The organism is Curtobacterium sp. C2H10 (assembly GCF_025407985.1).
Classification (GTDB): Bacteria; Actinomycetota; Actinomycetes; order Actinomycetales; family Microbacteriaceae; genus Curtobacterium.
The window spans coordinates 1-21,019 of the sequence record NZ_JABXGF010000061.1 but is presented as its reverse complement, the minus strand read 5'-3'; the positions used below and the strand labels follow the sequence as shown (position 1 = coordinate 21,019).

General features: G+C 72.3%; 24 protein-coding genes. 17 read left to right on the top strand and 7 right to left on the bottom strand.

Going from position 1 to position 21,019, the window contains the following annotated elements:
• The first annotated feature begins 63 nt into the window (after positions 1-63).
• The gene (locus HWD93_RS16305; RefSeq protein WP_261647382.1) at positions 64-720 is read left to right on the top strand and encodes a tyrosine-protein phosphatase; all 657 of its coding nucleotides are present in this window, start codon (positions 64-66) and stop codon (positions 718-720) included.
• 127 nt (positions 721-847) lie between these two features.
• Here HWD93_RS16305 and HWD93_RS16300 read toward each other — a convergent pair whose 3' ends face one another.
• On the bottom strand, positions 848-1,819 hold the full coding sequence (locus HWD93_RS16300; protein ID WP_071295380.1) for an aldo/keto reductase: 972 nt from the start codon (positions 1,817-1,819) through the stop codon (positions 848-850).
• 120 nt (positions 1,820-1,939) lie between these two features.
• Here HWD93_RS16300 and HWD93_RS16295 point away from each other — a divergent pair, with 120 nt between their 5' ends.
• Complete coding sequence (locus tag HWD93_RS16295) at positions 1,940-2,908, top strand: beta-ketoacyl-ACP synthase 3 (protein WP_261647381.1); 969 nt, start codon at positions 1,940-1,942, stop codon at positions 2,906-2,908.
• 300 nt (positions 2,909-3,208) lie between these two features.
• Here the strand turns inward: HWD93_RS16295 and HWD93_RS16290 are convergent, their stop codons facing one another.
• Entirely contained in the window at positions 3,209-4,111 is a 903-nt protein-coding gene (locus HWD93_RS16290; protein ID WP_261647380.1) for a hypothetical protein, read from the bottom strand.
• A 39-nt stretch (positions 4,112-4,150) separates the two neighbouring features.
• Between HWD93_RS16290 and HWD93_RS16285 the strand changes: the two genes are divergently transcribed.
• The gene (locus HWD93_RS16285; protein WP_071302923.1) at positions 4,151-4,792 is read left to right on the top strand and encodes a hypothetical protein; all 642 of its coding nucleotides are present in this window, start codon (positions 4,151-4,153) and stop codon (positions 4,790-4,792) included.
• On the opposite strand, the gene HWD93_RS16280 is transcribed toward HWD93_RS16285, so the two are convergent.
• From HWD93_RS16280 to HWD93_RS16260, 5 genes are all read right to left on the bottom strand, one after another.
• Complete coding sequence (locus HWD93_RS16280; protein WP_261647379.1) at positions 4,779-5,702, bottom strand: hypothetical protein; 924 nt, start codon at positions 5,700-5,702, stop codon at positions 4,779-4,781. The two genes, HWD93_RS16285 and HWD93_RS16280, sit on opposite strands and share 14 nt — an antisense overlap.
• Before the next feature lie 266 nt (positions 5,703-5,968).
• Positions 5,969-6,343 carry a flagellar assembly protein FliW gene (fliW, locus tag HWD93_RS16275; RefSeq protein ID WP_071295376.1) on the bottom strand — a complete coding sequence of 125 codons (375 nt, stop codon included), beginning with the start codon at positions 6,341-6,343 and terminating at the stop codon, positions 5,969-5,971.
• Positions 6,340-7,221 carry a flagellar hook-associated protein FlgL gene (gene flgL, locus HWD93_RS16270; protein WP_070418825.1) on the bottom strand — a complete coding sequence of 294 codons (882 nt, stop codon included), beginning with the start codon at positions 7,219-7,221 and terminating at the stop codon, positions 6,340-6,342. The genes fliW and flgL overlap by 4 nt, the downstream gene beginning before the upstream one ends.
• Before the next feature lie 2 nt (positions 7,222-7,223).
• Positions 7,224-8,645 carry a flagellar hook-associated protein FlgK gene (gene flgK / locus HWD93_RS16265; protein ID WP_261647378.1) on the bottom strand — a complete coding sequence of 474 codons (1,422 nt, stop codon included), beginning with the start codon at positions 8,643-8,645 and terminating at the stop codon, positions 7,224-7,226.
• Positions 8,646-8,649: 4 nt separating this feature from the next.
• Entirely contained in the window at positions 8,650-9,135 is a 486-nt protein-coding gene (locus tag HWD93_RS16260) for a flagellar protein FlgN (RefSeq protein WP_070419569.1), read from the bottom strand.
• Positions 9,136-9,531: 396 nt separating this feature from the next.
• Between HWD93_RS16260 and HWD93_RS16255 the strand changes: the two genes are divergently transcribed.
• The 14 genes from HWD93_RS16255 to HWD93_RS16190 all read left to right on the top strand — a co-directional run bounded on the left by HWD93_RS16255 (position 9,532) and on the right by HWD93_RS16190 (position 20,873).
• The gene (locus HWD93_RS16255) at positions 9,532-10,383 is read left to right on the top strand and encodes a sigma-70 family RNA polymerase sigma factor (RefSeq protein WP_229086786.1); all 852 of its coding nucleotides are present in this window, start codon (positions 9,532-9,534) and stop codon (positions 10,381-10,383) included.
• 129 nt (positions 10,384-10,512) lie between these two features.
• Positions 10,513-11,352, top strand: coding sequence for a flagellin (locus HWD93_RS16250; RefSeq protein WP_070418828.1), 840 nt, complete (start codon positions 10,513-10,515; stop codon positions 11,350-11,352).
• 90 nt (positions 11,353-11,442) lie between these two features.
• On the top strand, positions 11,443-12,840 hold the full coding sequence (gene fliD / locus HWD93_RS16245) for a flagellar filament capping protein FliD (protein WP_071295372.1): 1,398 nt from the start codon (positions 11,443-11,445) through the stop codon (positions 12,838-12,840).
• Between the two features lie 11 nt (positions 12,841-12,851).
• Complete coding sequence (gene fliS, locus HWD93_RS16240) at positions 12,852-13,328, top strand: flagellar export chaperone FliS (RefSeq protein WP_261647377.1); 477 nt, start codon at positions 12,852-12,854, stop codon at positions 13,326-13,328.
• Positions 13,318-13,602 (top strand): hypothetical protein, encoded by a 285-nt coding sequence (locus tag HWD93_RS16235; protein ID WP_071295371.1) that lies wholly within the window; start codon positions 13,318-13,320, stop codon positions 13,600-13,602. The genes fliS and HWD93_RS16235 overlap by 11 nt, the downstream gene beginning before the upstream one ends.
• A gap of 347 nt (positions 13,603-13,949) precedes the next feature.
• A complete protein-coding gene (locus HWD93_RS16230) occupies positions 13,950-14,294 on the top strand; it encodes a flagellar basal body protein (RefSeq protein WP_070418831.1) in 345 nt (114 codons plus the stop codon).
• Positions 14,291-14,686, top strand: coding sequence for a flagellar basal body rod protein FlgC (locus HWD93_RS16225; RefSeq protein ID WP_070418832.1), 396 nt, complete (start codon positions 14,291-14,293; stop codon positions 14,684-14,686). The genes HWD93_RS16230 and HWD93_RS16225 overlap by 4 nt, the downstream gene beginning before the upstream one ends.
• On the top strand, positions 14,686-15,039 hold the full coding sequence (gene fliE, locus HWD93_RS16220) for a flagellar hook-basal body complex protein FliE (RefSeq protein ID WP_083403303.1): 354 nt from the start codon (positions 14,686-14,688) through the stop codon (positions 15,037-15,039). Before HWD93_RS16225 ends, fliE begins: the two co-directional genes overlap by 1 nt.
• Positions 15,039-16,709, top strand: coding sequence for a flagellar basal-body MS-ring/collar protein FliF (gene fliF / locus HWD93_RS16215; protein WP_261647376.1), 1,671 nt, complete (start codon positions 15,039-15,041; stop codon positions 16,707-16,709). Before fliE ends, fliF begins: the two co-directional genes overlap by 1 nt.
• Positions 16,706-17,755: a flagellar motor switch protein FliG gene (gene fliG, locus HWD93_RS16210; protein ID WP_261647375.1), complete on the top strand. Its 1,050-nt coding sequence runs from the start codon at positions 16,706-16,708 to the stop codon at positions 17,753-17,755. Before fliF ends, fliG begins: the two co-directional genes overlap by 4 nt.
• The gene (locus HWD93_RS16205) at positions 17,748-18,383 is read left to right on the top strand and encodes a hypothetical protein (protein ID WP_139219833.1); all 636 of its coding nucleotides are present in this window, start codon (positions 17,748-17,750) and stop codon (positions 18,381-18,383) included. Before fliG ends, HWD93_RS16205 begins: the two co-directional genes overlap by 8 nt.
• Entirely contained in the window at positions 18,380-19,732 is a 1,353-nt protein-coding gene (locus tag HWD93_RS16200; protein ID WP_092387382.1) for a FliI/YscN family ATPase, read from the top strand. Before HWD93_RS16205 ends, HWD93_RS16200 begins: the two co-directional genes overlap by 4 nt.
• Positions 19,732-20,163: a flagellar export protein FliJ gene (locus HWD93_RS16195; protein WP_261647374.1), complete on the top strand. Its 432-nt coding sequence runs from the start codon at positions 19,732-19,734 to the stop codon at positions 20,161-20,163. The genes HWD93_RS16200 and HWD93_RS16195 overlap by 1 nt, the downstream gene beginning before the upstream one ends.
• Complete coding sequence (locus HWD93_RS16190; RefSeq protein ID WP_261647373.1) at positions 20,160-20,873, top strand: C40 family peptidase; 714 nt, start codon at positions 20,160-20,162, stop codon at positions 20,871-20,873. Before HWD93_RS16195 ends, HWD93_RS16190 begins: the two co-directional genes overlap by 4 nt.
• Positions 20,874-21,019: the final 146 nt, after the last annotated feature.

The window sequence follows — 21,019 nt, the reverse complement described above, 5'->3', positions numbered from 1 at the left end:
GCGCGACGGCGGGCGCGCGGCCGGCGGGCGCGCCCGACGCCCCGCGTCCGGCAGAGTGGAGCCATGACGACGACGTCGAACACGCTCACGAACCTCCGCGAGGTCGGGGGACCCGGCCTCCAGCACGGCCGCCGACGCACGGTGTACCGGGCGAACACCGACCCGGTCGCTCCCGCCGCGTACCCGGCGGGCCTCGCCGCCGTGGTCGACCTCCGCCGCGTGGACGAGACGGACGCGGTGCCGCACCCGCTCGCCGCCACGCCCGCCTACCGATCCGTGCCGCTCTTCGACCCGGCATCGGCGATCGAGTCCGCCGCCGAGGCCGTCCACCTCGAGGACCAGTACACCGACTGGCTCGACCGGCACCGCTCCGGCATCGCCGCGGCGCTGCGGACGATCGCCACCGCGGACGGCGGCGTGCTCGTCTGCTGCGCCGCGGGCAAGGACCGGACCGGCATCGTGAGCGCGCTGCTCGCCCGGCACTGGGGTGCCGACCTCGACGCCGTCGGTGCCGACTACGCGGCCAGCGCCGCCGGGCTCGTCGAGCGGTTCGCCGCCGAGCGCGCCGCCAGCACGGACCCCGAAGCGACGGCGATCGGCCACCGCTGCGTGCCGGAGATCATGACGACGGTCATCGAGCGCGTCGAGCGGCGGTGGGGCTCGGTGGACGGGTACCTCCGCAGCATCGGGCTGCGGGACGACGAGATAGCCGCGCTCTGACCGGTGGCTGCGCGCGCGACGCGGGTCCGGCTCTGGACGTGCGGACGGACGGGAGGCGCGGTGCGGGTCGGACCCGCACCGCGCCTCCCGTCATGGGTCGCGTCAGCGACGTGGTGGCGTCAGCGCGTCACCAGGCGTAGTCCTCCGGCGAGGTCTTGTGCCCCGGGAAGATCTCGTCGAGCCGGTCGAGCGCACGCTGGTCGAGACGGATGTCGACGGCGCGGACCGCGGACTCCCACTGCTCCATGGTGCGCGGGCCGGTGATCGGCGCCGTGACACCGGGCTGGTGCAGGAGCCACGCCAGGGCGAGCTCGCCCGGGGTGTGCCCGAGCTCCTTCGCGAAGGACTCGTAGGCGGTGAGCTGGTCGCGGTGGCCCTCGACGTACTCGGCACTGCGGCCCGAGAGGCGACGCGAGCCGTTCTCGGTCTTCTCGATGACGCCACCGAGCAGGCCGCCCTGCAGTGGCGACCACGGGATCACGCCGAGGCCGTACTCACGGGCGGCCGGGAGGACCTCGCGCTCGATGTCGCGCACGACGAGGTTGTAGATCGACTGCTCGCTGACGAGGCCGAGGGTGTTCCGGCGCGCGGCGGCCTCCTGGGCCTGGGCGATGTGCCACCCGGCGAAGTTCGACGAGCCGACGTAGAGCACTTTGCCCTGCTGCACGGCGACGTCGATCGCCTGCCAGATCTCGTCCCACGGGGTCGCACGGTCGACGTGGTGGAACTGGTAGAGGTCGATGTGGTCCGTCTGGAGGCGCTGCAGGCTCGCGTCGAGGGCCTGGCGGATGTTGTACGCGCTGAGCTTCCCGCCGTTCGGCCAGTCGATCATGTCGCCGTAGACCTTCGTCGCGAGGACGGTCTTCTCACGCCGCCCGCCCCCCTTGGCGAACCAGCGGCCGATGATCTCCTCGGTGGCGCCCTTGCCCACCGAGCCGCCGTAGCCGTTGGCGGTGTCGAAGAAGTTGACGCCGAGCTCGTGGGCCCGGTCCATGATGGCGTGCGAGTCGTCCTCGCTGGTCTCCGGGCCGAAGTTCATGGTCCCGAGCACGGCTCGTGAGACCGACAACCCTGTGCGGCCGAGGTGTGTGTAGTCCATGGTCCAGGTCTACGCGGTCCCGGTCTCCGCAGGCAGGCCCTGTGGGTACCCGCCTCGGAGGCTGCGCTCCATGCCGCGCCGGGCATGAGCGGGTCGGGCAGGGGAGTAGCGTGCGGTCTCGTGAACACCCCAGCACTCCGTGGCAGCCGGATCCTCGGGTTCGGCCACCACCAGCCAGCACGCGTCCTCACCAACGACGAGCTCTCGACCATGGTCGACACGAACGACGAGTGGATCCGCACGAGGACCGGGATCGAGACCCGGCACATCGCCGGACCATCGGACACCGTGACCTCCATGGCGATCGAGGCAGCGCGGAACGCCCTCGCCGACGCCGGCGTCGCGCCCTCCGACGTCGGACTGGTCATCGTCGCGTCCACCACCCACCGCGACCGGGCGCCCTACACCGCCGGTCGGGTCGCCGCGGCGCTCGGCATGTCGCCCGCCGCCGCACCCATCGACATCAACACCGCCTGCAGCGGCTTCGAGTACGGCGTCGCGCTGGCCGACCAGGCGATCCGGGTCGGGTCGACGGACATCGCGGTCGTCGTCGGCTCGGAGGTGCTGTCCGGCATCGTCGACTGGACCGACCGATCCACGTGCGTGCTCGTCGGGGACGGTGCCGGCGCCGCCGTGCTCGGCGTGTCCGACGAGGCCCAGATCGGCCCGGTGTCGTGGGGGAGCGTGCCGCACCTCGAGGAGGCCGTGCTCGTCTCCGGCGACCCCGAGCGCTTCAGCCAGGAGGGTCGCTCCATCTACCGTTGGGCCATCACCGAGGCCGCCGACCACGCCCGGGCAGCCGTTGCCGCTGCGGGGCTCACGATGGACGACATCGGGGTGTTCGCGTTCCACCAGGCGAACCTGCGGATCATCGAGCCGCTCGTGCACGCCCTCGGCGGGGAGTCGAAGTTCGTGGTGCGGGACGTCGTCGAGTCGGGGAACACGTCGGCGGCGAGCGTGCCGCTCGGGCTGTCGAAGGCGTGGGCCCGAGGGGACCTCCCCGAGGGGGTGCCGGCGCTGCTCTTCGGGTTCGGCGGTGGGTTCGCGCACGCTGGGCAGGTGGTGACGACGCCGGTGCGGGGGCGCTGAGGCGGGCTTGCGCTGTGACGGACGGGAGGCGCGGTGCCGGCTGGCACCGCGCCTCCCGTCCGTCTGTGGGTTGCGTCCGGCCGATCGGCGGTTGCGCCCGGCCGATCGGCGGTTGCGTCCGATCGCTGGTTCACGTCCGGCCGGTGGCTTGCGTCCCGTCGCTGGTTCGCGTCTGGTCGGCGGTTTGCGTCCGGCTGGTGGTTCGCGTCTGGTCGGCGGTTTGCGTCCGGCTGGTGGTTCGCGTCTGGTCGGTGGTTTGCGTCCGGTCGGTGGTTCGCGCCCGGGCGGTGGGTGTGACCGTCAGTCGCCGGTGCGGTCCGGGGTGTCGGCCCAGAGGTCCTCGCGGCCCTTCCGACGACCGATCGCCCGCCGTTCCTTCGGCGCCTTGGCCTGCTTGGGTTCCTTGGCCGGCTTCGGTTCCTTGCCCGACGTCGGTTCCAGCACGATCGGGAACTGCGCCGGGGGCAGCCCGAACCCCGTCCGCGAGGCCTGGATCACCTTCCGCCCGAGCGCGTGGTTCCCGAGGCCACCGACCGCCGCACCGATCCCGAACGGGAGGGCCCGACCGACGATCGTCGTGCCCTGCCGCGCGGCGAAGCGCTTGATGAACTGGTCACGCACCTGTCCGCCGATGCCGTTCACGACCTGCTTCGGGAGGGACGACGTCACCATCTCGCCCCAGAACGCGGTGCGGACCTGTCCACCGGCGATCTGGCCCGCGAGCTGGTTGATGAGCTGGGTGCCCGGCGAACCGAGGATCATCGCCATCACGAGCATGCGTGCGCGCTCGGGGTCGTCGAGCGCGATACCGTGCACCTCGGTCACGGACTGCGCGAACAGGGCCGTGGTCTCGAGGAAGCCGACGGTCTCGGCGCCGCTCAACCCGAGGGCCGCCGCCATGCCGACGCCCGGGATCACCGCGCTCGCGCCGACGGCTGCACCGCCCGTGGTCACCGCCGCGAGGTACTGCCGCTCGAGGATCTGGATGATCTCGGCCGGGGTCGAGTCGGGGTGCCGACGGCGGAGTGCCCGCACGTGGGCCACCACGACGGGGCGTTGCACGCTCAGCACCCGGTCGAGCATCTTGACCCAGCCGGCCGGCTGGGTCTGCTCGGGGGTGCGCGCGTTCGGGTCGGTGGGGGTGGAGGCCACAGGCGCTGCCGGCAAGGGCACGATCGCCTGGTCCTTCTGCTCTCGGGCCATGGGGACGACGGTACGCCGGACGCATGGGAGGCTCGTCGGATGACCCCTGCACACGCACTCGATGCAGCACGGCGCGCTGCCGGATTCCTGACGCCGGACGAGGTCGCGGCACTGGCACCGGACGTGCTGGTCCTGGACCCGGCGTCCGTGCTGGTCGGTCGTTCGGTGGTCATCGAGCCGGGCGTCGTGGTGTACCCGGGTGCCGTCCTCGAGAGCCGGGGGACCGGGGCGGTCGTCGTCCGCGCGGGGGCGCGGTTGGGGCCGGGGCCGGTGACGGTCCTCGCCGACGGGGCGCGCGTCGAGATCGGTCGGGCGGAGCTCGGGCCAGGTCCTGTCACGGTCGTCGCGGTCGGTGCGGCCTCGTCCGGTTCCGGGAGTGCCGACGTGGAGATCGGCGCGGGTGCACGGCTGTCGGGTGGCTGTCTCGTCGAGGGACCGGCGACGATCGGGGCCGGTGCGCAGGTGATCGGGACGGTTGCGGTCCGTGACGTCGTCCTCGGCGCCGGGGCCGACCGCCACGACCCGGACCCGGACCGGCGCGGTGCCGTCGTCAAGGGCACGGGGCGGGTCCACGGCGTCCGACTCGGAGCGGGCGACGTGGTCGTCGGCCGTGCCGCGGTCTCCGATGTCGAGCGCCAACGGGCCCACCACCCGGACGCTCCGCGGTTCACCGGCACGTGATCCCCGCCCGTCGGAGCTTCGGCCGGACCCGCTCGGGATCCATCAGGTCCGCCCAGGTCAGCCGGACGACGGCGCGGACCTCGGGGAAGGACCGCACGAAGTCCTCGCGCTGCTTCTCCTGCCAGTGGGCGTCGGCGGTGGTGGAGCCGCCCAGCATCGCCGGGTCCTCGTACTTCCCCCGGCCGTCCACCTCGACCACGACGCCGGCCTCGGGGAACCAGAAGTCGACGATCGCCGTGCGTTCCCCGGGCCGTCGGAACGTGTGCTGCTGTACGGGCTGCGGGACGCCGAGCTGCCGGAACCGGACCCGGCACACCGACTCCGCCGGCGACCCCGACAGGCCCGACCCCATCGCGATCGCGACCGCCGCCTTCGTCCGCCCCTTGCGCAGCGAACCCGCCGCGCGCTCGAGCTCCGTCGAGGTGGCGAGGCCGCGGCCGAGCACGTGGTCGATGACGGGGAGCGAGTGGATCAGCGGTCGTGACGCTGCCAGGTCCACCGCCGTCCGTGCCGCATCGGTCGCGGCGATCTCGTCCGCGCGGGTGTGACCCAACGGCGGTCGGTGTTCGGAACCGTGTCTGACGAACCACGCCGTGACGCGGGTGTTCGGTGAGGTCGGATCGCACACGTGCACCTTCGGTGGCCACGGCCCCACGAACGGCAGTCCGAGCACGGCGCACGCGGACTCGTGCGAGACCAGGTCGCTCGGGCGTGCGCGGTGGATCGAGGCCCGCACGAGCACGTGGTGCCGATCCTCGGGCAGGAGATCGTCCAGCGCACCCTGCTGCACGAGCACGCCGGGCCGGATCCGGACCAGCTGCCCACGGAGGACGGCTCGTTCGAGGTGCCGCCGTTCCGCACTCGGGAGCCCGGTCGTGCGGATGATCTCGATGTCGTCTGCTCTGCTCACCGCCCCAGGGTCGCGCCCGCGTCGGTCCCCGGGCGTCCGTGCCGCCGGATCCGTGGACACCTCCGGTCATCGACCCGCCTGTGGAGGACCGAGGGTGATCCGTGCGGGTACATCGACCGACAAGACACCCGTCGATCGTCAGGCGTGATGTCGCTCCATGCACGTGCATCTCATGCGTGTGCAGGTTCCGACGAAGCACGCGTCGATCGACTCGCGCGATGTCGAAACACGCGCGGAACCCGGGGCGCGGGCGCCGCCGCCAGCGCTCAGCGCGCGGCGAGCTCCGCGCGCAGCGGCAGGTCCTGCTCCTCGAGGATGAGCTGCGCCCCGACCGACGTCCGGGCGTTCACGACGATCGGCGCGAGCAGGTTCACCGTGGTCCCGCCGTCGGCGCCGCCCGGGTTCGCGACGACGAGCAGCATCGCGTCCTCTGGTGCGGTCAGCCCGAGCCCGGCGGCCTGCTCGTCCGTGAGCTCCGGCGCGTACGACGGCAGGTGCACCGCGGCGTCGAGCACGAACAAGCGCGAGGAACCCCCGACGAGGGTGAACAGGCCTTCGGCGCCGTCCACGGGCGTCAGCGTGAAGACGGGGGCGGGCGCCAGGCCGAACGGCGGGACGGCGAAGGTCAGGTCGATGCTCATCGGAGGTAGTCCATCAGGGTCGGCTGCAGGACCTTCGCGGTGACGGCGAGGGCTGCCTGGTAGTTGGTCTGCTGCACCTGCAGGTCGAGGACGGCCTTCGCGAGGTCCTTGTCCTCGATGCCGGCGCGCCGGTTCTCGAGCGACACGGTCGCGCTCTTCAGGGAGTCCTGCGCGGAGAGGGCCGCGGCGTGCCGGACGCCGACGTCGGCCTGGATGCCGCGCACGGTGCTGATCGCGGCGTCGACGTCGTTGATGCGGGGGTTCACGTTCACGCCGTTCTGCAGGTCGCCGACGATCGAGTCGATCATGGCGAAGACGGACGAGTTCCCCGAGCCGAACACCGCGGTGCCGGCGGTGTCGACCCGCACGGTGGTGCCGTCGCCGATGCGTCGGGTGACGTCGGTGCCGGAGGACGCCCACCCGGTCGCCGGGTCGTACGCGGTGGCGGCGGTGGACGATCCGGCGAACACCGATCGCGTGCCGTACGTCGTGTTCGCCCGGGACTCGAGCTCGGACTTGAGGGACTGGAACTGCGTGATGAACGCGTCGCGGTCGGTGTCGCTCATGGTGCCGCTGTTCGCCGCCTGCACGGTGAGGTCGCGCACGTTGTTGAGCACGGAGTACACGCTCGACAGGGCGCTGTCGGTCGTGGCGAGCCAGCCGGCCGCGTCGTTCGCGTTGCGCGTGTACTGCGCGGCGGCCGCCTGCTCCTTGCGCACCTGCATCGACGAGGCGGTCCCGACGGGGTCGTCGGACGGCCGCTGGATGTTCTTCAGCGTCGTCGCCTGGTCGGTGAGCTGCGCGAGCTTCGCGGCGCCGGCCTGCAGCCTGGCGCTCGCGGCCGTCATCGACATCTGGGTGGTCACACGGGTGATCACGGTCAGCCCCTCCCGACGAGTCCGACGCGGTTGATGATGGTGTCGAGCATCTCGTCGACGGCGGTCAGGACCCGCGCGGCGCCCTGGTACGCGTGCTGGTAGCTGAGCAGGTTGACGTTCTCCTCGTCGAGGTCCACACCGGCGCTCGACTGCTGCTGCGTGCGCGCGTTGGTCAGCGCGAGTCCGGTGAGCGTCGATTCCGACGCGGCGGACCTGGAGGCGCTGCCCACCCCCGCCACGAACGTCGCCCAGGAGCGGTCGGCACCGTCGGAGGCCGCGCCGAGTCGCGAGAGCGCGTCGGTGAACGAGTCGTCGAGTTCCCCCGCCGCGTTCCGCGTCGCCAGGCCGCTGCCGTCGGTCGGGACGACCGAGAGGCCCTGGGCCGCCGGGACGCCGGCCGCGAGGGAGAAGAACGGGGTCCCGGTGGCACCGGTCGGGGTCGTCCCCGTGGCGTGCACGGCGTTGACCGCGGTGGCGAGCTTCGTCGCGACCTGGTCGTACGACGCGGACGCTTCGGCGAGGGCTCCGCCGGTGCCGTTCGCCGTCGCGGGGGCGAGCAGTGAGAGGTTCCCGCCGATCGACCCGCCGGACAGGGCGACCGCGCCGGCCGTGCCCGAGGTCCAGGTGAGGGTGACCGCGGCACCGTCGGCCATGCGCTGCCCGCCGCCGAGCGCCACGGAGCGGGCATCGGTGCCCTGCACGATGGCGTTGCCGCCGATGAGGACGTCGACGGTGCCGTCGGTGTTCTGTCGGACCGTGCCGCCGGCCAGCGAGGCGATCTGCTGGGTGAGCTGGTCGCGCTGGTCCAGCAGCTCGTTCGCGTTCCCGCCGGACGCCAGCGCGGTGCGGATCCGACCGTTCAGGTCGGCGACCTGCGACGCGGCGTCGTTGAGCTGCTGCACCTGGCCGTCGACGGTGCCGCGGACGCTCGTCCACTGTGCGTCGATCGCCTTCGAGCCGCTGGCGAGCGCGCTGGCGACGGTCTTCGCGGCGCCGATGACGGCGCTGGCGGCACCGGGGTCGTCCGGGTGGCTGGAGAGCTCGCTCCACGAGGACCAGAAGGCGTCGAGCTTGCTGGCGAGCCCGTCGTCACCGGGTTCGTTCAGCCCGTTCTCGAGCGCGGCGAGTGCGGTGGCGCGGGCGTCGGCGTAGGCCGAGGAGCCGGAGGCCACCCGCACGCCGGCGTCGAGCGTGAGGGACGCCAGGCGGGCGATGCCGTCGACGGACACGCCCTGGCCCGCGAGCGCTGCGGTCCCGCGCATGAACCCGGTCTGGGCGGCGGGGATCGAGGACTGCGAGACGCGCTGGCGGGTGTACCCGGCGGTGCCGGCGTTGGCGATGTTCTGCCCGGTGACGTCGATGCCGGCGCGGGCCGCGGCGAGGCCGGAGTAGGCGGTGGCGAGGGAGCCGAAGGTGCTGACCACGGTGCTACAGGGTCCCCTCGAAGAGTCGTGCGCCGTCCGTGCCCGTACCCGAGGTACCACTGGCGTCGTAGGTGGCGGCACCCGTGACGGACCCGGCGAGCGTCTCCTCGGTCGCCTGCGCGGCGGCACGGAGGAAGCGGTCGTTCTCGTCGCGGAGCGCCCCGATCTGCGTGGTGAGCTCCACCATCGCGGTGAGGTGGGCGGCGAGGATCTCGCCCCAGGGGCCGTTCGGCGCAGCGGCGACGACCTCGCGCAGGGGAGCGTCGGCGGCGACGCCCCACTCCTCGGCGACCTCGGCGCTCGACGCGGCACGCTCGAGACCGGTGCTGCGGAGACGCTCGAGGACCTGCTCGACCTCGCGGCTGGCGTGTGAGACCCAGCGGGAGCGACCGGCCGCGAGGAGCAGCTGTTCCTCCTCGAGCTTGAAGGTGAGCAGCTCGAGCAGTTCGCGTTCGCGCCAGAGCACGGCGGACAGTTCGTTCACGCTCATCAGCTCCTCCCGGTGGGGTGTGTCGGTCATCCTGCGGACACCGGGACCTATCGGGTCGCGGGAGCCGGGCGTAAGCACCGACCGGGTGACCGCGCCTGCCGGACACGACCCGCGCCTCCAGGGAATCACCCACATCGGGGGACAAGAACGCGCGTTCCCGGGCCGGGGTCCCCCCAAATGCCGACCGGGAAAATGCCCCCTCACCCCCGCTTTGGGGACGGTTGTGCACCTCCTCAGGGCTTTGCCAGCCGATACATTCGAAGCGCACCGCGGGGGACACCCCGCACCGCGTCGCAGGGACGCACGGTGCACCACCCGGAGGGACCCGGGTGGGTCTTCGGCGTACGCACCGGCCATCCGAGGCCGGCGTCTGCCGCGCCCACGGACGGGTCAGGCATGTCAGGCGACCAGGGGATCAGCATGGACCGGAACGACCGCAACGCGATGATCGTGGAGCACCTCCCGCTCGTGGGCTACATCGTCGCCGACGTGCGGGCGCGTGCCACGCACCTCGACCGTGACGACCTCGCCGCCGTCGGGTCGCTGGCCCTCGTCGCCGCGGCCGAGGCCTTCGACCCCGACCTCGGCGTCCCCTTCGGCGCGTACGCCCGCACCCGCATCACCGGCGCGATCGCCGACGACATGCGCTCCGCCGACTGGGCGTCCCGCGGCACCCGGAAGCGGATCCGCGAGACCCTCGCCACGCAGGAGGCGCTGTCGGCCCGGCTCGGGCGGAGCGTCGGCGTGCAGGAGATCGCGGACGCGATGGGCGTCGACCGCCAGACCGCCGCCGACGCCATGAGCGACGCGGCCCGGACCGTCTCGCCGATCGACGAGACCGTGCACGACACCCTCGCCGCGGACCTGCCGCTGCCGGGCGAGGACCTGCTCGAGGCCGAGAAGCGCCGTTACCTCCGTGCCGCCGTCGAGGCGCTGCCGGAGCGGATGCGCTTCGTGGTCGAGAACGTGTACTTCGGCGACCGGTCGGTGACCGAGGTCGCCGCCGAGCTCGGGATCACCCACTCCGCCGTGTCGCAGCAGCGCTCCGAGGCGATGCGCCTGCTCCGCGACGGACTCGCCGCGCACTACGGGGACGACGGCGTCACCGTGGAGCCGGCCTCGAAGACCACCGCCGCGCGCCGCAGTGCGTACCTGGCACGGGTCGCCGCGAACGCCGCAGCCGGCGTGGCGCGTGCCGTGCAGGACGCCACGACGGTCACGACCGCCCCCGTCGTCGCGGTGAGCTAGCCCTCGGCGGTCTCGTCGCACGACGAATTCCGCCGATTCCCTAACGGCTTCGGCCAACCGGTCGAGAGTCACCCCTGTCAGCCCACGGACGGGCAGACGTACGACCCAGATTTCACGGAGGAAACCACCATGGGTATGTCCATCAACACCAACCTCTCGGCACTCAACACGTACCGGAACCTGAACTCGACGCAGAACGACCTGTCGAAGTCCCTCGAGAAGCTCTCGTCGGGTCTCCGCATCAACCGTGCTGCCGACGACGCGGCCGGTCTGTCGATCTCCGAGGGGCTGAAGTCCCAGGTCGGTGGCCTCACGGTCGCCGCCCGCAACGCACAGGACGGCATCTCCGTCGTGCAGACCGCTGAAGGTGGCCTCACCGAGACCCACTCGATCCTCCAGCGCATGCGTGACCTCGCCGTGCAGGCCGGCAACGACTCGAACAACGCGGACTCCCGCACGGCGATCTCCACCGAGGTCACCGAGCTGTCCAAGGAGCTCACCCGCATCTCCCAGTCGACCAACTTCAACGGCATCAACCTGCTCGACGGCTCCGCCGGCACCGCAGGCGTCCTGAAGTTCCAGGTCGGCGCCAACGGCGACGCGGCGAGCCAGATCGACGTCGACCTGTCGGGCGCGAACGTCTCGACCGTGGCGACCGCCGTCACCGGTCTCGACTTCACGACCGCCACCGGTGCGCAGACCGCGATCACCACGATCGACGCGCAGATCAAGAGCGTGTCGACGGCACGTTCGAACATCGGTGCCATCCAGAACCGCTTCGACCACGCCATCAACGTGACGAACGTGGCCAAGGAGAACCTCACCGCTGCCGGTTCGCGCATCACCGACGTCGACATGGCGGAGGAGATGGTCAAGTACACGCGCGACAACATCCTCAGCCAGGCCGGCACCTCGATGCTCGCGCAGGCCAACCAGAGCACGCAGGGTGTGCTCTCGCTCCTGCGCTAGCAGCGCTGACGCCGCCGTCCGGGATCGTTCAGGTACCCCGGGCGGCGGCGTCACCCGCACCCTTTCCCCTCGTAGCGGCAGGAGCCATCGATGTCGTCCGTGTCATCGGCGAGCAGTCTCGCGATCGACGGTCTCGTCAGCGGTCTCAAGACCACCGACCTCATCAACTCGCTGATGAGCGTCGAGGGGGTCCCGCAGACGCTCCTCAAGAACAAGCTCACCAGCACCAACTCGTTCATCTCGTCACTGCAGACGATCAACGGGCTCGTGCAGACCCTCGCGACGAAGGCGAAGGACGCGGCGAAGGCGACCTCGCTCGACCTCTTCACGGCCACGAGTTCGTCGCCGGGCGTCACCGCGGTCACCGGGGCGAACGCCAGCGCCGGGTCGCTGAGCTTCACGGTCGGGTCCACCGCGTCGGCCCAGGTCGGCGTCACCGCTGCGATGGCGACGTGGTCCTCCGCAGCCGAGCCGATCACGCTCGTCGGCGCCGACGGCACGAAGACGACCGTCACACCGGCCTCCGGGTCCCTCGACGACACCGTGTCCGCGATCAACAAGTCGGGCGCCGGTGTCACGGCGACGCGGGTCGCTGCCGGGACCGACGCCGACGGCACGAAGCTCTACCGCCTGCAGCTCACCTCGGCGAAGACCGGGGCAGCCGGAGCGTTCGAGGTGTACCGCGGCACGGCCGACGAGGTCACCGCCGGCACCGCGACGAACGTCCTCACCCAGGTCGGTGCCGCGGTCGTCACGCAGGCGAAGGACGCCAGCGTGACCCTGTGGGCCGGTACCGCGGCGGCGCAGACGGTGACGAGCACGACGAACACCTTCACCGACCTCGTCCCCGGGGTCAGCGTCACGGTGACGCAGCCCACCACCGACCCGGTGACGCTGACCATCGCACAGGACACCACGAAGGCGCAGACCGTCGCGTCCGGCCTCGTCGACGCGATGAACGCCGTGGCCGCCTACTACAGCTCGAACACCGCCGTCACGAGCACGACCAGCCCGACGACCGGCACCACCACGACGACGGCCGGCGTGCTCTCGGGCGACGGCACCACGCGTGACGTCGTCCAGCGGCTCGCCAGCACGATGTCCGCGCCGGTGGGCGGGAAGTCCCCGTCGTCGATCGGGATCTCGATCACGAAGGACGGCGACTTCACCTTCGACGCCGACGTCTTCCAGAAGGCCCTCGCGACCGATCCGGAGGGCACGCAGGCGATGCTCTCGGGCGTCGCGGCGAACGTCGGCGCCGCTGCCACCGCGGCCTCCGACAAGTACGACGGGTCCATCACCACCGCGATCACCGGACAGCAGGCCGTCGCGAAGGACCTCAACACCCAGATCGACAGCTGGACCGACCGGCTCACCTCGCGTCGCGCAGCGTTGCAGACGATGTACGCGAGCCTCGAGACCAGCCTCAGCAAGCTCCAGTCCCAGTCCAGCTGGCTCGCGAGCCAGCTGGCGTCGACGACGAGCTGACAGGAACACCGATGAACGCCTTCGACCTCCAGTCCGCCGCCTTCCGACAGGCCGCGCAGCCCCGCACCGTCACGGACCAGCGCCGTGCCCAGTACACGAACGAAGCCGTGCTCTCGGCGACGCCGGCGCAGCTCGTCACGATGCTCTACGACCGGCTGCTCCTCGACCTGCACCGCGCCGAGGCCGCACAGACGACCGCCGACTGGGACGCGGCCCGCGAGCAGCTCCTGCACGCGCAGGCCATCGTCGGCGAGCTGTCCTCGACGCTGAAGATCGACGTGTGGGACGGCGGTGAGGGACTGCTGGCGATCTACAACTACGCGTCGACGTCGCTCATCACCGCGAACGTGCACCGGGACGTCCAGGCCACCCGAGACTGCATCCGGATCCTCGAGCCGCTGCGGCAGTCGTGGCACGAGGCCGCCGCGTCGATCCCGGCGGCGACCGCGGTGCACCACCCGACCGGCGGGGCACTCGGTGTCGCCTGACGCGGAACGCCGTGCCGCGTGGGAGGCCGTGCTCGAGGCGCTCGAAGCCGACCTGACGGCGGGCGGCGACGTGCGGTGGTCCGAGCCGACCGGGCTGGGGCCGGTGCCGCGGGAGCTGGTGGGGCGTGCCTCCCGGCTGCTCGCCGCGCAGCGGGACCGGATCGCGGCGCTCGAAGGGGACCGTCGGGCGACACTCGACCACCTCGGGGCGCTCCGGGCGGTGGACGCGACGCGGGAGCCGCGCGGGTCGGTGTACCTCGACGCGTCCGCCTGACACGGGGCGCGGCGCGGGCGCGGGCGGGACGAGCCGCGGCGGCGCGCGCATGCGTGTGCATCGTGCGACGAAGCACGCGTCGATCGACTGGCGGAACGTCGGAGCATGCACACGCACCGGATGCGTGTGCATCGTGCGACGAAGCACGCGTCGATCGACCGGCGGAATGTCGAAGTGTGCACACGTGAGCGCGCCCCGCCCCCCGTTCGGGGCGACCCCTAACGCGCCCCACGGCCCGGCCGACAGCGCCCCCTGAGCACGGATCGCTCACCAGTTCGGCCACGGATCGGCCACCGCCATCAGGCGACGTCAACAGGGGACGTCGTCAGCGAGGGGACGGTCCACCAGTGTTCGATTCCGTGACGAGCGTCGCACTGCAGAGTGCGCTCGACGGCCTGTCGATGCGACAGAAGGTCATCGCGAACAACATCGCGAACATCAACACGCCGAACTACCACGCCGAGAAGGTCCAGTTCGAGGACGCCCTGGCGAAGTCGATCGTCGACGGGGACGGCGGCACGACCCCGACCGTCGCGCGGAGCCTCGAGCCGACGAACACGAACGGCAACAACGTCAACCTCGACGAGGAGACGCTCTCGAACATCGACACCGTGCTCCGGTACCAGTTCGCCACGCAGGCGATGAACTCCGAGCTCACCAGTGTCCGCGCGGCGATGCGGACCACCTCGTGACCACGTTCGACGCGATCGGCATCGCGAGCACCGGCATGACGGTGCACCGCAAGTGGCTCGACGCCGTGTCGGACAACATCGCGAACGTCAACACGGTGAAGTCGATGGACGACTCCGCGTTCCAGGCCCGCTACGTCGAGGTCCAGGAGGGCAACGGCGTGTCCGGCGCCTACGTCAAGGGCGCCGCGTTCGGCAGCGCCGCCGGCCGGGTCACGTACGACCCGGACAACCCGCTCGCGAACGCGGAGGGCTACGTCCGCATGCCGGACATCGACCTCGGCACGCAGATGGCGGACCTCATCATGGCCCAGCGGGGCTACCAGGCGAACGCCGCCGTGGTCGACCGCGCGAAGACCGCCTACGAGGCGGCCCTGCAGATCGGGAAGAACTGATGCCCATCGACGCCGTGAACGGTGTGACCACCAACGCGATGACGAACGCGATGACGAGCCTGAGCGGCACGTCCAGCGACGTCGGCACGAGCGCGACGAGCGGAGTCGCGGCCGCCGGCGCGACGTCCGACGGCAGCGGGTTCGCCGCGTCGCTCGGGAACGCGGTCGACGGGCTCCAGCAGCTGCAGAGCGACTCGAAGACCCTCGCGCTCAAGGCCGTCACCGGCAACCTCGACGACATCCACGACGCGACCATCGCCGCCACCCGCGCCCAGGTCACGCTCGAGCTCGTCTCCGCCGTCCGCAACAAGGGCGTCGACGCCTTCAACGAGATCATGAGGATGCAGGCCTGATGCCCGTCGCCGTCAAGGACCTCTTCGGTCGTCTCGCCGCCTACGTCAAGGGCTTCAGCGCTGCCCAGCGGACCATCGCGATCCTCGTCATCGCCGCGCTCGTGCTCGGCGGCATCGCGCTCGCGAGCTGGCTCGGCAAGGCGTCCTACGCCCCGCTGTTCACCGGACTGGCGGCGGCCGACGCGGCGAGCGTCACCGACCAGCTCACCACCGACGGCGTGCCGTACCAGCTCACCGACGGCGGGGCCACGATCCTCGTCCCGCAGGGGTCGGTGTACTCGGAGCGGCTCAAGGCCGCGTCGAACGGGCTGCCCGCATCGAACGAGGGCGGCTACTCGCTGCTCGACAAGATGGGCGTGACGAGCTCCGAGTTCCAGCAGGACGTCACGTACAAGCGCGCGATGGAGGGCGAGCTCGCGAAGACCATCGGCGCGATGGACGGCGTGCAGACCGCCACCGTGCAGCTCGCGATCCCCGAGAAGACCGTGTTCGTCTCCGAGGAGAAGGACCCGACCGCGTCGGTGTTCATCGCCACGAAGAACGGCAGCGAGCTGAGCACCGACCAGGTCCAGGCGATCGTGCACCTGACGAGCGCCGCCGTCGAGGGCATGCAGCCGACCGACGTCTCCGTCGTCGACGCGAAGGGCCAGACGCTCTCCGCCGTCGGCACCGGCGCGACCGGCAGCGGGGCGGACCAGGCGGCCGACTACGACGCCTCGACGAGCAAGAAGATCCAGGACCTGCTCGACACGACCCTCGGCACCGGGAACGCCAGCGTCGTGGTGTCCGCCACGATGAACCAGAACTCGGGCACCCGCACGTCGGAGTCGTACACGACGCCGACGACCGGCCCGGTCGCGCTCAACGAGTCGTCCACCACCGAGCAGTACGGCGCGGGGTCCGGTGCCGGCGGCGCCGGGGCGACCGGCGTCCTCGGACCGGACAACATCGCCGTGCCGAACGGCACCGCGACGAGCGGCGCCGACGACGGCTACAAGAACGAGTCCGCGACGAAGAACAACGCCGTCGACCACACCACCGAGACCACGCAGCTGCCGGCCGGTGGGCTCTCCCGCCAGACGATCTCGGTCGCGCTGAACTCCAAGGCGGCCGCGGTGCAGAACGCGAACCTGCAGAGCATCAACGACCTCGTGGCCGCGGCCGCCGGTGTCGACCAGACACGCGGCGACCAGGTCCGTGTGGCGATGATGGACTTCGACACCAGCGCCGCCGACAAGGCGACGAAGGCGCTCGAGGCCCAGCAGAAGGCCGACCAGCAGGAGGCGCTGTGGTCGTCGATCCGCACCGCCGGGATCGTCGTCGGCGCGCTGCTGGCCCTCATCGCGATCATCGTCTTCCTCGCCCGCCGCAGCCGGAAGCAGGAGCGCGAGGCGGTCGACCTCGGCGAGCTCGACGCCTTCTCCGGCGAGACCTTCCAGCTCCCGCTCGCCGTCGACGGCGCCGCGGACCGGAGCACCCTGCAGGCCGGGGACGCCACGACCGTCGCGCTGCCCACCGTCCCGCACGACGACGCCCCCACCGAGGTCCTCACCACCGAGGAGATCACCGCGGAGCGTCGTCGCCAGGACATCTCCGCCCTCGCCGAGCGGGACCCGAAGCGCACGGCCGAGCTCCTCCGCGGGCTCCTCGACGACCGGGCACCGGTGTGAGCGCCCTGGTGCCGAGCGCCGGCGGGACCGGCGCTGGCGACCGTGCGCTGACCGGTGCGCAGAAGGTCGCGCTCATCCTCATGCAGATGGAGACCGAGCGCGCCGCCGAGGTGATGAAGCAGTTCACCGAGATCGAGGCCGAGGAGATCTCCGCCGAGATCGTCCGGATGCGCCGCGTCGAGGACACCGTCGTCGACAAGACCCTGACCGAGTTCCACCGGATGACGCTGAGCGGCCGCACGCAGAAGCGCGGCGGCAAGGAGACCGCGCTCGGGCTGCTCGAGGCGTCCTTCGGTGCCGAACGCGCCGCCGGCGTCATGGACCGCCTGGCCTCGAACCTCGCCGGGCAGTCGTTCGACTTCCTCGACGACGCCGAGCCCGGCCAGGTCGTCACGCTCCTCGAGGGCGAGCTCCCGCAGACCATCGCCCTCGTGCTCGCACACCTGAAGCCGGCCCAGGCCAGCGCCGTGCTCGCCGGGGTGGACGAGCGCGCCCGCACCGACGTCGCCCAGGCGTTCGCGACCATGGGGAGCGCGACCCCGGAAGCCGTCGGGATCGTCGCCGGCGTCCTCCGCCAGCGCGCCGGTGCCGTCGTGTCGCCGCGCGAGAGCGTCGAGGTCGTCGGCGGCATCGCCCCGCTCGTCGACATCATCAACCGCTCGGACGTCGCCACCGAGAAGGCCGTGCTCGACGGGCTCGAGGCGCGCGACCCCGAGCTCGCCGAGGACATCCGCTCCCGGATGCTCACGTTCGAGGACATCGTCAAGCTCGAGTCCCGCGACATCCAGCAGGTCCTGCGCGGGATCGACTCGAAGCTCCTCGCGACCGCCATGAAGGGTGCCGCCGCGCCGGTCGTCGCGACGATCCGGGCGAACGTCTCCGAGCGCAACCGCGAGCTCCTCGACGACGAGCTGCAGGCCATGGGCCCGGTCCGGGTCTCGCAGGTCGAGGAGGCCCGCGCCGAGGTCGTCCGCTCCGTCCGCGAACTCGAGGCGCAGGGCGTCATCACGGTCCACCGCGCCGAGGAGGACGAGCTCGTTGACTGAGTCCGTGGTCCAGCGCGTCGCGTTCCCCGTCATCGGGGACCCGTCCGGGAACGCGCGCGCCGCCAGCGCCGACGTGCGCGGGCACGCCGCCGGGTACGCCGCGGGGCTCCGGCAGGCGCAGGCCGAGACCGACGCGCTCCGTGCCCGGCTCGAGTCCGAGCACGCGGCCCGCACCGCCTCGATGCAGGCCGACACCGCGCGCCGCATCGCGGTCCTCGACGCCGCGACGAACGCGATGCTGTCGCACGTCGCACCGGTCCTCGACCAGGCCGAGCAGTCGGTCGCGGTCGCGGCCGTCGACCTGGCGGAAGCCGTCGTCGGGTACGCGATCCGCGCCTCCCGAACCGCGGACACCGCCGATGACGGACGGGAGGCGCGGGTCGTCCCCGGTGCGCAGGCGACCGTCGAGCGGGCGCTCGCGTCCATCGACCGCACCGTCGCCGTGGCCCTCCGGCTGAGCGTCGCGGACGCCGCGCGCGTCGCCGAACTCGACCTGCCGGTCCCGGTCGTCGCCGACCCGTCGCTGCGCGACGGGGACGCCGTCGTCGACCTGCCCGACGGGATGCTCGACGCGCGGATCGCCACCGCGCTGGACCGTGCCCGCACGGCGCTGGGGGTGACCCCGTGACCACGACGCTCCTCCGCCCCCGTGGGCTCGACGAGGCACTCCGACAGGCCGCTCCGCAGCGGGTCGGTGTCGTCACGAGCGCGGTCGGACTCGGCCTCACGATCGCCGGACTCGACGCGCACGTCGGCGAGGTCGTCGCCGTCGGTGCCGAGGGTGCGCCGCAGACCCTCGTCGAGGTCGTCGCGACCGACGTCACCGGCGTCCGCTGCATGCCGCTCGGGCGCCTGACCGGTGTGACCGCCGGCACGCCCGCACGGCCCACCGGGCGACCGGTGCTCGTGCCCACCGGGGCGGGACTCTTCGGACGCGTGCTCGACGGACTCGGACGCCCGATCGACGACCGCGGTCCGCTCGTCGGCGCCGGTGGCGAGCCGGTCGCGTGGGTGCCGCTCGACCACGAGACGCCGAACGCCATGGCCCGGACGCGCATCGACACCCCGATGCAGCTCGGCGTCCGCGTGCTCGACACCCTCACCACGGTCGGGCGCGGGCAGCGCATGGGCCTGTTCGCGGGCTCCGGCGTCGGCAAGTCCTCGCTGCTGTCGATGATCGCCCGGGGGAGCGACGCGGCCGTCAACGTCATCGCCCTCGTCGGCGAGCGCGGACGCGAGGTGCGCGAGTTCCTCGAGGACGACCTCGGTCCGGAGGGCCTCGCCCGCTCGATCGTCGTCGTGTCGACCTCGGATGAGCCGGCGCTCATGCGCCTGCGTGCCGCGTTCGTCGCCACCCGCATCGCCGAGTCCTTCCGCGACGCCGGACAGGACGTCGTGCTGATGATGGACTCGCTCACCCGCGTCGCGATGGCGCAGCGCGAGATCGGGCTGTCCGTGGGGGAGCCGCCGGCCACCCGGGGCTACCCGCCGTCGACGTTCTCCGTCCTCGCCGGGTTGCTCGAACGCGCCGGGACCGACCGGGTCGGCAGCGTCACGGGGCTGTACACGGTCCTCGTCGACGGCGACGACCACAACGAACCGATCGCCGACGCCGCCCGGAGCATCCTCGACGGGCACGTCGTCCTCGACCGGAAGCTGGCGATCACCGGGCACTTCCCGTCCGTCGACGCGCTCGGCTCGGTGTCGCGCGTGGCCTCGAAGGTCACCACGCCCGGGCAGCGCGGTGCGGCGACGGCCCTGCGGAAGGTCATGGCCGCGCGCAGGGCGGCGCAGGACCTGCTCGACGTCGGGGCGTACCAGCGCGGGACGAACCCCCTCGTGGACGCCGCCGTCGACCACCAGGACGCGATCGACGGCTTCCTGCGGCAGGGCATGGACGAGCGTGCGACCGCGGCTGCGTCGTGGCGCTCCCTCGACGCACTCGTCAGCACGCTCGGCACCGGGGGTGGTGCCTGATGGCCCGCCGGTTCCCGCTCGCCGGGCTCCTCCGGCTCCGGCACGCCGAACAGGACCGTGCCGCCGCCGCCCTCGCGACCGCCAACGAGCGGGTGCGGGACGCCGCCGACGCCCGGATCGCAGCGCGTCGGAACCTCGCCGGCGCCGAGGGGTCGCAGCCGATCCAGGACGCCGCGACCCTCAGCGCGGTCGCCGCGGCCCGTGCCGCCACCCGCGGGATGCTCGAGGAGCTCGACGCCGTCGCCCGGACCCGCCGCGCCGACGCCGACCGGGCACAGGACGACTACAACGCCGCCCGCCGGTCCGCCCTCGGGCTCGAGAAGCTCGAGGTCCAGCACGACGAGCAGCAGGCCGCCGAGGACCTCCGCACCGAACAGAACGCCCTCGACGAGATCGCGGCACGCAGCCGCGCGGAAGGTGGTGCCCGATGAGCGTGGACGCCGTGCTCTCCCGGATCTCCGAGATCCGGACCCAGATCGATGCCCTGCGCAGCGGGACCACCGCGACGGCGGCCACCTCGGCCGCGTCGGGCGCCGCCACGTCGACCGCGTTCGCCGACGCCCTGGCGACCGCGACCGGGAGCGGGACCGGCACCACCGGCACCGGCACGACCTCGGCCGTGACGCCCGCGGCCGCCGCCACGTCCGTCGACGCCGGGGCCGGGACCCTCGCGACGGGCAGCGGCGCCACGGGTGCCGACGTCGTCGCGGACGCGAAGAAGTACCTCGGCGTGCCGTACGTCTTCGGCGGCACCACCACGAGCGGCATGGACTGCTCGGGGCTGGTGCAGACGGTGTTCAAGGACCTCGGGGTGACCATGCCCCGGGTCGTGCCGGACCAGGCGAAGATGGGCGTCGAGGTGGGGTCCCTCAAGGACGCGCAGCCCGGCGACCTCATCATCCCGAAGGGCGAGGGGCACGTCGTCATCTACGTCGGCGACGGCAAGGTCCTGCACGCGCCGCGACCGGGCAAGGACGTCCGGATCGTCGACAACTGGTACAAGGACTCGGACATCGCCACGATCCGACGCATCGTGCCCGCGCAGGCGTCCGCCACGACGGCGACGACCGCGGCCTCGGGTGCGACGGACCTGCAGACGGCGGCGCTGCTGTCCCTCATGAACGCGGGGAGCGCAGCATGAGCCTGACCATCACCACGTCCGCTGCCGCCCCGGCACCGGCGCGGGCCGCGTCCTCGTCGGGTGCGCCGGCGTCCGCGGACTCGTTCGGCGCCGCGATGGCCGCCGCGGGGAACGCGGGTTCGGCCGGGGCCACCGGGTCCACCGGG

Excerpts from the sequence above, each read along its gene's own strand:
- HWD93_RS16305 (WP_261647382.1), top strand. The coding sequence starts at position 64 with ATGACGACGACGTCGAACACGCTCACGAACCTCCGCGAGGTCGGGGGA.
- HWD93_RS16300 (WP_071295380.1), bottom strand. The coding sequence starts at position 1,819 with ATGGACTACACACACCTCGGCCGCACAGGGTTGTCGGTCTCACGAGCC.
- HWD93_RS16290 (WP_261647380.1), bottom strand. The coding sequence starts at position 4,111 with ATGGCCCGAGAGCAGAAGGACCAGGCGATCGTGCCCTTGCCGGCAGCG.
- HWD93_RS16285 (WP_071302923.1), top strand. The coding sequence starts at position 4,151 with ATGACCCCTGCACACGCACTCGATGCAGCACGGCGCGCTGCCGGATTC.
- fliW (WP_071295376.1), bottom strand. The coding sequence starts at position 6,343 with ATGAGCATCGACCTGACCTTCGCCGTCCCGCCGTTCGGCCTGGCGCCC.
- HWD93_RS16260 (WP_070419569.1), bottom strand. The coding sequence starts at position 9,135 with ATGAGCGTGAACGAACTGTCCGCCGTGCTCTGGCGCGAACGCGAACTG.
- HWD93_RS16255 (WP_229086786.1), top strand. The coding sequence starts at position 9,532 with ATGTCAGGCGACCAGGGGATCAGCATGGACCGGAACGACCGCAACGCG.
- HWD93_RS16250 (WP_070418828.1), top strand. The coding sequence starts at position 10,513 with ATGGGTATGTCCATCAACACCAACCTCTCGGCACTCAACACGTACCGG.
- fliD (WP_071295372.1), top strand. The coding sequence starts at position 11,443 with ATGTCGTCCGTGTCATCGGCGAGCAGTCTCGCGATCGACGGTCTCGTC.
- fliS (WP_261647377.1), top strand. The coding sequence starts at position 12,852 with ATGAACGCCTTCGACCTCCAGTCCGCCGCCTTCCGACAGGCCGCGCAG.
- fliE (WP_083403303.1), top strand. The coding sequence starts at position 14,686 with ATGCCCATCGACGCCGTGAACGGTGTGACCACCAACGCGATGACGAAC.
- fliF (WP_261647376.1), top strand. The coding sequence starts at position 15,039 with ATGCCCGTCGCCGTCAAGGACCTCTTCGGTCGTCTCGCCGCCTACGTC.
- HWD93_RS16195 (WP_261647374.1), top strand. The coding sequence starts at position 19,732 with ATGGCCCGCCGGTTCCCGCTCGCCGGGCTCCTCCGGCTCCGGCACGCC.
- HWD93_RS16190 (WP_261647373.1), top strand. The coding sequence starts at position 20,160 with ATGAGCGTGGACGCCGTGCTCTCCCGGATCTCCGAGATCCGGACCCAG.